Origin of the sequence: Rhodopseudomonas sp. BR0C11, from assembly GCF_010820945.1 — a bacterium.
Taxonomy (GTDB): Bacteria; Pseudomonadota; Alphaproteobacteria; order Rhizobiales; family Xanthobacteraceae; genus Rhodopseudomonas; species Rhodopseudomonas palustris_H.
Window position 1 is genome coordinate 1 of sequence record NZ_QTKI01000658.1, and the last position, 1619, is coordinate 1619.

At 65.6% G+C, this 1619-nt stretch carries 1 protein-coding gene and 1 pseudogene; one reads left to right on the forward strand and one right to left on the reverse strand.

The genetic code is table 11. The features are described from left to right. Positions 1–1402 (reverse strand): 1-hydroxycarotenoid 3,4-desaturase CrtD (gene crtD, locus DYI24_RS26285; protein ID WP_246701380.1); only part of this gene is annotated, 1402 nt, incomplete at its 3' end. A gap of 121 nt (positions 1403–1523) precedes the next feature. Between crtD and DYI24_RS28695 the strand changes: the two are divergent. Further along, positions 1524–1619 (forward strand): annotated as a pseudogene (locus tag DYI24_RS28695) (polyprenyl synthetase family protein); the annotation flags it as partial.

Genomic DNA, 1619 nt, shown 5'->3' on the forward strand with positions numbered 1-1619 from the left:
CACAGGATCGCGTGGACGACGAGGCCCGGCTCGGCGCGAGCGGCGAAGAGGAATTGCTGGTGCTGATCAACGCGCCGCCGGTCGCGGGGAATAGCCGATTGAAGTCGGCCGGTGTGGTCACCCGGGTCTTGCTTTGATCGATGTCGACCCGCAGGCCGCAGCGCTGCAGCACGCCGAACGCGCGCTCGGCGGCGCGCGCGACCTCGCCCTGATCGAAGCTCTTGCGATCGCCGACCGGCGGCGCGTTGATCAGCACCAGCAATTCCTCTTCGCCGCTCGCGCCGAGCCGGGCCTCGTCGTCCACGCGATCCTGTGCGCAGACATACACGGTCGGTTCTGTCGGCACCTCGCCGCGGCCAAAGATCTCGGCGAACTCCCGCGAATAATCGCGCGAGAAGAACACCGAGTGCCGGCACAGCGGAAAGCCGCGGGTCTTCGCCACCATGCTCCAGGTGACCGCGGACAGCGAGCGCAGCCGTGGCGCCAGCGGGTTTGCTGCAGTTCGTACCGCCTCGCCGAACAGTCCCGCCGGCAGCGCGCCAACATCGGCATTGACGATCACCGAATGCGCTTCGATGCGCTCGCCGCTGTCGAGGATCACGCCCGAGGCGCGGCCGCCCGAGACCATCACCTCGCGGACGCTTTGCTGATAACGAATCGTGGCGCCGAACCGGGTGGCGCAATCGGCGAGTGCCTGCGCCAGCGCGTGCATGCCGCCTTCGATGATCCACACGCCTTCATGTTCGACATGAGCCACCAGCATCAGCGTGGCGGGCGCATCGAATGGCGACGATCCGCAATAGGTCGCATAGCGGCCGAACAGTTGCCGCATCCGAGGATCGTGGAAGTAATCGCCGAGCGCCTTCCACATCGTGGTGAAAGGGCGGATTTTGCGCAGTTCGATCAGGCCGCCGATGCCGCCGGCGGTCGCGAGCTTCGGCAGGCTCGGCGCGGTGGCACGCAGGAACGGCTTTTCCAGGATTTCGTAGATGCGCCGGCTGTCGGCGCAGAACTGCCGATAACGCTTCGCTTCCGCAGCACCGGCGAACGCGCCGATCGCGTCGGCCGAGCGGGCCTCGTCGGCGAACAGATCAAGATGCTGGGTGTCATCCCAGGCGTGGCGGGCCAGGACCGACAAAGGTCGTAGTCGGACGTGGTCGGAGAAGTTCAAGCCGATGCCGGCGAACAGTTCCTCGAACACCCAGCGCATCGTGAACACGGTCGGGCCGCTGTCGATCCGCGCCGGGCCGATCGCGACTTCGCGCATTTTACCGCCGGGGGCGGCGGCACGTTCGAGCACCGTCACGTCGAAGCCGCGTGCAGCCAGGGTCAGCGCGGACGTCAGTCCCGCGATGCCGGCGCCGATCACTACGACGCGATTCCTCGCGGTCTGGTCCCGCATGCGCTTTCTCACTCCGGCTCAGCTGTCTTTGAGCCATATCATTGACAGGTGTCCATAATAACTTACAGTTTCGCATGACAAGTTAAATTGACACTTGTGCCTTCAGCGCGGGAGTGTGGCCATGGACGTGACCAATCGGATCGAGCGTGCTCTGACTGATGCGCTCAATCAGGCCGACATGGCCGGATGTCCGCCGCGGCTGGCGGCAGCAATGCGC